Source organism: Variovorax sp. P1_H12_2 (assembly GCF_056405335.1).
In genome coordinates this window covers 1-7,539 of record NZ_JBFUCI010000318.1, presented here as the reverse complement: position 1 = coordinate 7,539, position 7,539 = coordinate 1, and the positions used below count along the sequence as shown (strand labels likewise).

The 7,539-nt window shown below is 68.1% G+C and carries 6 protein-coding genes; 5 read left to right on the top strand and 1 reads right to left on the bottom strand.

Going from position 1 to position 7,539, the window contains the following annotated elements; translation table 11 throughout:
* Positions 1 to 50 precede the first annotated feature (50 nt).
* Positions 51 to 1,076, top strand: a complete 1,026-nt coding sequence (locus tag AC1D2K_RS25295; protein WP_478091905.1) for an AraC family transcriptional regulator — start codon at positions 51 to 53, stop codon at positions 1,074 to 1,076.
* Between the two features lie 67 nt (positions 1,077 to 1,143).
* Here AC1D2K_RS25295 and AC1D2K_RS25290 read toward each other — a convergent pair whose 3' ends face one another.
* On the bottom strand, positions 1,144 to 1,374 hold the full coding sequence (locus AC1D2K_RS25290; protein ID WP_478091903.1) for a hypothetical protein: 231 nt from the start codon (positions 1,372 to 1,374) through the stop codon (positions 1,144 to 1,146).
* 263 nt (positions 1,375 to 1,637) lie between these two features.
* On the opposite strand from AC1D2K_RS25290, the gene AC1D2K_RS25285 reads away from it, so the two are divergent.
* The 4 genes from AC1D2K_RS25285 to AC1D2K_RS25270 form a co-directional block, all read left to right on the top strand.
* Positions 1,638 to 3,323 carry a DUF1302 domain-containing protein gene (locus AC1D2K_RS25285; protein ID WP_478091907.1) on the top strand — a complete coding sequence of 562 codons (1,686 nt, stop codon included), beginning with the start codon at positions 1,638 to 1,640 and terminating at the stop codon, positions 3,321 to 3,323.
* 13 nt (positions 3,324 to 3,336) lie between these two features.
* The gene (locus AC1D2K_RS25280; protein ID WP_478091901.1) at positions 3,337 to 4,686 is read left to right on the top strand and encodes a DUF1329 domain-containing protein; all 1,350 of its coding nucleotides are present in this window, start codon (positions 3,337 to 3,339) and stop codon (positions 4,684 to 4,686) included.
* 14 nt (positions 4,687 to 4,700) lie between these two features.
* A complete protein-coding gene (locus AC1D2K_RS25275; protein ID WP_478091899.1) occupies positions 4,701 to 5,798 on the top strand; it encodes a WD40/YVTN/BNR-like repeat-containing protein in 1,098 nt (365 codons plus the stop codon).
* A gap of 20 nt (positions 5,799 to 5,818) precedes the next feature.
* Positions 5,819 to 7,539, top strand: a 1,721-nt coding sequence (locus tag AC1D2K_RS25270) for an efflux RND transporter permease subunit (RefSeq protein ID WP_478091897.1), incomplete at its 3' end; no start/stop codon positions are given.

Here is a 7,539-nt window from a genome sequence, read left to right as displayed (position 1 = left end):
GCACTTGATTGCGCGTCCTCCTTTGTTCGCGCGCCATCCCCCGGGCCCTGATGAGCCAGGACACGCTGTCGGACGTGCTGCGCGGCGTGCGCCTGCGCGGCGCGGTGTTCTTCAGCATCAGCGGCAACAGCGAATGGGCCGCCGAGGCCCCGTCGACGAAGGAACTCGCGCCCCTGCTGATGCATGGCGTCGACCATGTGATGGAGTACCACGCGGTCGCGCAGGGCAGCTGCTGGGCCGGAATTCCCGGCGGGCCGTCCGTGCAGCTTTTCGCCGGCGACGTCGTGATGTTCCCGCACGGCGATGCCCATGTGGTGTCGAGCGCGCCCGGGATGCGCGGCGACAGCGATTTCAGCTGGTTCGCCGGCGCGCAAGTCGAGCCGTTGCCGCTGCGCCTTGCCTACAACGGCCGCAACTTCATGCGTTCGGCGCCGCCGGATCCGGATGCGGACGCGACCATCGTCTGCGGCTTTCTCGGTTGCGACCTGCAGCCCTTCAACCCGCTGATTGCTGCACTGCCGCACCTGATGCATTTGCGCGCCACCGAGGGCGATGCCTGGATCCCGAAGTTCACCCAGCAGGCGGTGGCCGAGTCGCATGCACGGCGTCCGGGCGGCGAGGCGATGCTCGCCCGCATGAGCGAACTGATGTTCGTGGATGCCGTCCGGCGTTACGCCGACCTCCTGCCTGCGCACAGCGCGGGGTGGCTGGCGGGCTTGCGCGACCGCTATGTCGGCCGGACGCTGGCATTGATCCACGAGCGGCCCGCGCAGGACTGGACCATCGACGAGCTCGGACGCAGCGTCGGTCTCTCGCGCTCGGCATTGCACGAGCGCTTCGTCCACCTGATCGGCATGCCGCCGATCCACTATCTGGCGCTGTGGCGCGTCCAGGCGGCGGCGCGGCAGTTGCTTGACACCCGCGCCACCGTCGCCGCGATCGCGCTGGACGTCGGCTACGAGTCCGAGGCCGCGTTCGCACGGGCCTTCAAGCGCCTGGTCGGCATGCCACCCGGTGCGTGGCGCCGGGAACGCGATGCGGGGATCGACCTGGCGCCGCAGCCCCGCGCGGTGTGAACCAGGGCATCCCGCCCTTCAGGCGGTGGGCGCGGGCCGCCTTGGCGGCACCTTTTTGCCTCGGGCCTCAGGGCGAGCGGTGCAGGCGCGGCGCCGACAGCGCATCGATGCTTTGCTGGATCGTGTCGTCCACGTCGCGCCGGCGCCCTGGCAATCGGGCACCCGCCAGCGCCGCCTTGAGCGCCAGGATGTCCTTCACGCTCGGCGCGACCTTGATCTGCGCGAGCGCCGCGTCGGTGTTGCCGCCCTTGAGCAGCATCAGCACCTTGGCGGCCCATTCGTTTGTTCGTACTGCCATGGATAGTCCTTGCCTCGGGTCGGAGGCCGACTTTATACCGGCCCGTCGACGCCGATGCCCAGCCATCCCTGGAGGCCGGATCCGGCCCCCGGGAACCACAGCTTCCCCAGCGGGGTTGAGGCTTTCCCACCCCCCGCCCCCCTCCCCCAAGGAGGGGGGTGCGCACGGTCCTGAACTTCAAAATTCCGCCCGTTCCCCGGCCCATCGCATGCCAGGGGCTCCCCCCACTGACCACGCACTGGAGACACGTGTACCACCCAAAACTGAAGACGGGATCCATTGAAGCCCGCTCGTCCTTTCGAATCGCAGCCACGACCGCTGCGGTCCTTCTCGTCACGCTCGCCCCGGGGGGCGCAAGCGCGTTCGAATTCGACACCGGGAATCCTGACGTGTCGATCCGGTGGGACAACACGGTTCGCTACAACTACGCGAACCGCGTCGAGAGCCGCGACCAGAAGATCGGCAACACGGTGATCGCGGACGAAGGCACCTACAGCTTCAACCACGGCCAAACCGTCACGAACCGGCTGGACCTCCTGAGCGAACTGGACCTGACCTACATGAAGCGCTACGGCGCGCGCGTGAGCGCGGCCGGCTGGTACGACCATGCCTACGGCCCGAACAGCAAGACCAACCCGTTCCCGCCCTTCACGAACATCCCCAGCTACGTCAACAAGAAGTACAGCCCCTACACCGACCGCTACTACCGCGGTCCGTCGGGCGAGTGGCTCGACGCCTTCGTCTTCGGTGGCGTCGACATCGGCGATGTGCCCGTGAACGCCAAGCTGGGCAGCCATTCGCTGTACTGGGGCGAATCCCTGTTCCTTGCCGGCAACCTGAACGGCATCGCCTACGCCCAGAACCCGCTGGACCTCCAGAAGGGCTTTGCCACGCCCGGCGTGGAAGCGAAGGAATTGTTCCGGCCGCTGAACCAGCTCTCGATGCAGGCGCAACTCACCGACACCGTCTCGGTCGCCGCGCAGTACATGCTGGAGTGGGAGTCCTTCCGCTACCCTGAAGGCGGCACCTACCTCGGTCCCGTGGACTTCGCCTTCAACGGACCCGACCGCCAGTTCCTCTCGCCGGCATTGGGCTTCGCCCAGCGCGGCGCGCCGTCGGACCCCAAGCAGCGCGGCCAGGAGGGCGGCCTGTCCACCCGCTGGAGCCCCGAGTGGCTCGACGGCACCATGGGCGTCTACTACCGCAGGTTCTCGGACAAGCTGCCGCAGACCTTCCTGACGCGCGTCGGGCCGGGCATCAGCCGCTACAACCTGATCTACGCCGACGACGTCGACCTGTACGGCGTCAGCCTGGCCAAGAACATCGGCGGCATCAGCTTCGGCTCCGAGCTGTCCTTGCGCCACAACACGCCGCTGAACAGTACGGTGCTCGGCATCGCGCCCGGCCTGCCTGCGCAGGGCGACACCAAGGGCCCGCGCGGCGACACCTACCACGGCCTCGTGAACGCCGTCGGCATCGTGCCGAAGACCGCCCTCTTCGACACCGCTTCCTGGGCCGCCGAGCTGGTCTGGGCGAGCTGGGGCAAGGTCCGCAGCGGCCAGAACCTGTTCTTCGCCGAGGGCTTCGCGCCCTGCATCGGCAAGGACAAGTGGGACGGCTGCACGACCAAGAACTACTTCGGCGCCGGCTTCTCGTTCACGCCGACCTGGTTCCAGGTCTTTCCCGGCATCGACCTGTCGGCACCGCTCACCTATGCCGTGGGTCTCAGCGGCAACGCGCCGACGGTCTTCGGCGGCAACCAGGGCAACGGCAACTACAGCGTCGGCCTGGGTGTCGACGTCCGCCAGAAATACCGCTTCGACCTGAAATACATCGACTACGTCGGCCACTACAAGGACAACGGATTCGCCGTCACCGCGCAGAACGGCTTCACCACCCTGCTCAAGGACCGCGGTTTCCTGAGCCTCACCTTCAAGACCACCTTCTGAGGATCCTCCGATCATGAAACTCTCCCACTCGCTCCTTGCCGGCTTCGTTGCCGCATCGACAGGCCTGGCCGCCCAGGCGGCGATCACCGCCGACGAGGCCAAGGCGCTCGGCACCACCCTCACGCCCGTCGGCGCGGACAAGGCCGCCAACAAGGACGGCACCATCCCCGCCTACACCGGCGGCCTGAAAAGCGCCCCCGGCGGCTACAAGGCAGGCGACGGCATCCGGCCGGACCCCTTCGCCGGCGAAAAGCCGCGCCTGGTGATCGACGCCAAGAACATGGCCGAGCACGCCGACCGCCTGACCGACGGCACCAAGGCGCTGCTGCAGAAGTACCCGAGCTTCCGCGTCGACGTCTATCCGACGCACCGCACCGTCGCCTTTCCGAAGTTCGTCACCGACAACACCGCAGCCGGCGCGCAGCAGGCCAGGACGGTCAACGAAGGACGCTCGATCGACGGCGCCCATGCCGGATTCCCGTTCCCGATTCCCAAGGATGGCTACGAGGCCATGTGGAACCACCTCGTGCGGTTCAACGGCCAGAGCTACGAGGCCAAGTACCGCAACCTGAACGTCGACGCCAGCGGACGGCCGGCACTGGCCACCGAAGGGATGAGCGTGCAGGACTTCCCCTTCTGGGATACGGCCAGGGCCACCGCGGACACCTACTGGCGCATCAAGCTCACCTACACCGGACCGGCGCGGCGCGCCGGCGAGGCCCTGCTGATCGTCGATCCCCTGGACATGGGCCAGAAGGACCGCCGTGCCTGGAGCTACCTGCCCGGCCAGCGCCGCGTCAAGGTCGCCCCCGACCTGTCCCACGACACGCCCAACCCGGGCACCGCCGGCGCCACGACCTTCGACGACACCTTCATCTTCAACGGCTCGATGGACCGCTTCGATTTCAAGCTGGTCGGCAAGAAGGAGATGATCGTGCCCTACAACGCCTACGGCGCGGTGTACCAGTCCAAGCAGGACGACCTGCTCAAGCCCAATCACCTGAACCCGGACCTGGTGCGCTGGGAGCTGCACCGCGTGTGGGTGGTGGAAGCAACCCTGCGCGAGGGGAAGCGCCATGTCTACAGCAAGCGCACCTTCTACCTCGACGAGGATTCGTGGGCGGCACTGGCCTCGGACAACTATGACGCCCGCGGCCAGCTCTACCGCGCCGGATTCGCCTACATGGCGCCCAGCTACGACCTGCCGGCGCCGTACACCGACATGTTCGGCCACTACGACTTCGCTTCGCGCATCTACTCGCTGACCGGCTACATCGCCGAAACCGGCGGCCTGCGCCACACGAAGGCGCTGAGCGACCGCGAATGGACTGCCGACTCGCTCGCCGGCGCCGGCGTCCGCTGAGACGGGGACTCTCGATGAACGCGAAGCGAGTCACCACGGGTGGCGTGGCCCTGGCCATCGCGCTGGCCACCGGCGCGGCGACATGGGCCACGCAGCCCGCCTCGGGCAAGGGATGGCGCGACGTGCTGGACACGCCGGCAGTGAAGAGCCCGCTCGCCTCGCGTGCATTGCTCAACGGACTGGCCAGCGCGGGCAGCCGCATCGTGGCGGTCGGGCAGCGCGGCCACATCCTCTTTTCCGACGATGCCGGCAAGAGCTGGCGCCAGGCCGAAGTGCCGGTCAGCTCGGACCTGGTTGCCGTCAGCTTCCCGACCGCGATGAACGGGTGGGCCGTGGGACACGACGGCGTCGTGCTGCGCACCACCGATGCGGGCGTGACGTGGACCGTCCAGCTCGACGGCCTGAAGGTCGGCGGCGTGATGGTCGAGTACTACCTCCGCGAAGCGGCGGCCCTCTCCGCCGACGATCCGAAGCGCGCCGGCCTGCTGATCGACGAGGCGCGTCGCTTCGAGGCCCAAGGCGCCGAGAACCCCTTCCTCGACGTCTGGTTCCGAGATGCTTCCGAAGGCTTCGTCGTCGGTGCGTTCGGCCTCGTGCTGCACACCACCGACGGCGGCGCGCGCTGGGCGCCGTGGCTTCACGCGCTCGACAACCCGAAGGGCCTGCACCTCTACGCCGTGCGAGGCATCGGCTCCGACGTCTACATCAGCGGCGAGCAGGGGTTGCTGCTCAAGCTGGAGCGCGGCGACACGCGCTTCCGCGCACTCGAACTGCCCTACAAGGGCACGCTGTTCGGCATCACCGGCAGCACCCGTTCCCTTGTTGCCTACGGCCTGCGCGGCACCGCGCTGCGCAGCACCGATGGCGGCCGGAGCTGGCAACAGACGCCCACGGGCCTCCAGGTCGGCCTGACCGCGGGCACCCTGCAGGACGACGGGCGCATCGTCATCGTCAGCCAGGCCGGCCACATCCTGAGCAGCACCGACGACGGTGCGAGCTTCAAGGCCGCATCCACCGAACGCACCGTTCCCGCCGCCGCGGTGGTGACCCCAGTCAAGGGCACGCTCGTCATCGCCGGGCCACGCGGCGCCCAATCGCTTCCCCTGCCCTGAGCGGGCAGCCGGAGAACCCCATGCACACCCCCACACCCGCGGACCTGTCCGCGCCGACTTCGCTCGACCCGTTCGACACCCGCTCCGGCTCACGCCTGGAGCGGCTCATCTTCAATCATCGCTTCGCGGTCATGGTCGTCTGTGGCCTGATCACTCTGCTGCTCGGCTTCCTGGCCGCGACGCGGCTGACGCTCAACGCCAGCTTCGAGAAGATGCTCCCGCAGGGCCATCCCTACATCCAGAACTACCTGGAGCATCGCGCGGACCTGCGCGGGCTGGGTAACTCGCTGCGCGTGGTCGTCGAAAACACGAAGGGCGACATCTATGACCCCAAGTACCTCAGCGCGCTCAAGAAGATCCAGGACGAACTCTTCCTGACGCCAGGAGTCGACCGCGCGTGGATGAAATCCCTCTGGGCGCCCGCCGTGCGCTGGACCGAGGTGACCGAGGAAGGCTTCCGAGGCGGGCCGGTGATGCCTGACAACTACGACGGCTCGCCCGCCGCCACCGAGCAGCTGCGCGGCAACATCGCGCGCGCCGGGCTGGTCGGCGGACTTGTCGGCAACGACTTCAAGTCCAGCATGATCGTCGTGCCGCTGCTGGACGCCAGCACCGGCCAGCGCATCGACTACCGCGGCCTTTCGCACTCGCTCGACGAGATGCGAGCGCGCTACGAAACGGACGCACAGGGCCAGCCGACCGGCGTCAAGGTGCACAGCATCGGCTTCGCGAAGCTGGTCGGCGACCTGATCGACGGCCTCTACCAGGTGGCGTTGTACTTCGGCCTCGCTGCGCTCGTGGCGACGCTCATCATCTACTTCTACACGCGATGCCTGCGCAGCACGGCGCTGGTGGTTGCCTGCTCGCTGGTGGCGGTGATCTGGCAGCTCGGGCTGGTGGCCGGGCTCGGCTTCGAACTCGACCCCTACTCCATCCTCGTGCCCTTCCTCGTCTTCGCGATCGGCGTGTCGCACGGCGCGCAGAAGATGAACGGCATCATGCAAGACATCGGCCGCGGCGCACACCGGCTGGTGGCGGCGCGCTTCACCTTCCGCCGCCTCTTTCTCGCCGGCCTGACCGCACTGGTGGCCGACGCGGTGGGCTTCGCGGTGCTGATGCTGATCGACATCCCCGTCATCAAGGACCTCGCGCTCACCGCCAGCATCGGCGTTGCCGTGCTGATCGTGACCAACCTGATCCTGCTGCCGGTGCTGCTGTCGTACATCGGCGTCAGCGGTGCCGCGGCCGAGCGCAGCCTGCGCGCCGGACGCGACGGGGGCGAAGAGCGGGGCTTCGACCGCGTCTACGGCTGGCTCGGCCGCTTCACCGAACGCCGCTGGGCCATCGCAACCGTCGTGTCGGCCGCGGCGCTGCTGGTGGCGGGCTTCGCGGTCAGCACGCACCTGAAGATCGGCGACCTCGACCCCGGCGCACCCGAGCTGCGTGCGGACTCCCGCTACAACCGCGACAACGCCTTCGTCACGGCCAACTACTCGCTGTCGAGCGACACCTTCGCGGTCATCGTCAAGACCGCCAAGGAAGGCTGCCTGAAGTACGAGACGCTGGTGGAAGCAGACCGGCTGGCCTGGACGCTGCAGCAGGTGCCGGGCGTGCAGACCACGATGTCGCTCACCAACGCCGTGCGCCAGATCACCGCCGGCAGCAACGAAGGCAGCCCCAAGTGGCTGACCATCGCGCGCAACCAGGACGTGCTGAACTACGGCGCCCAGCAAGCCAGCGT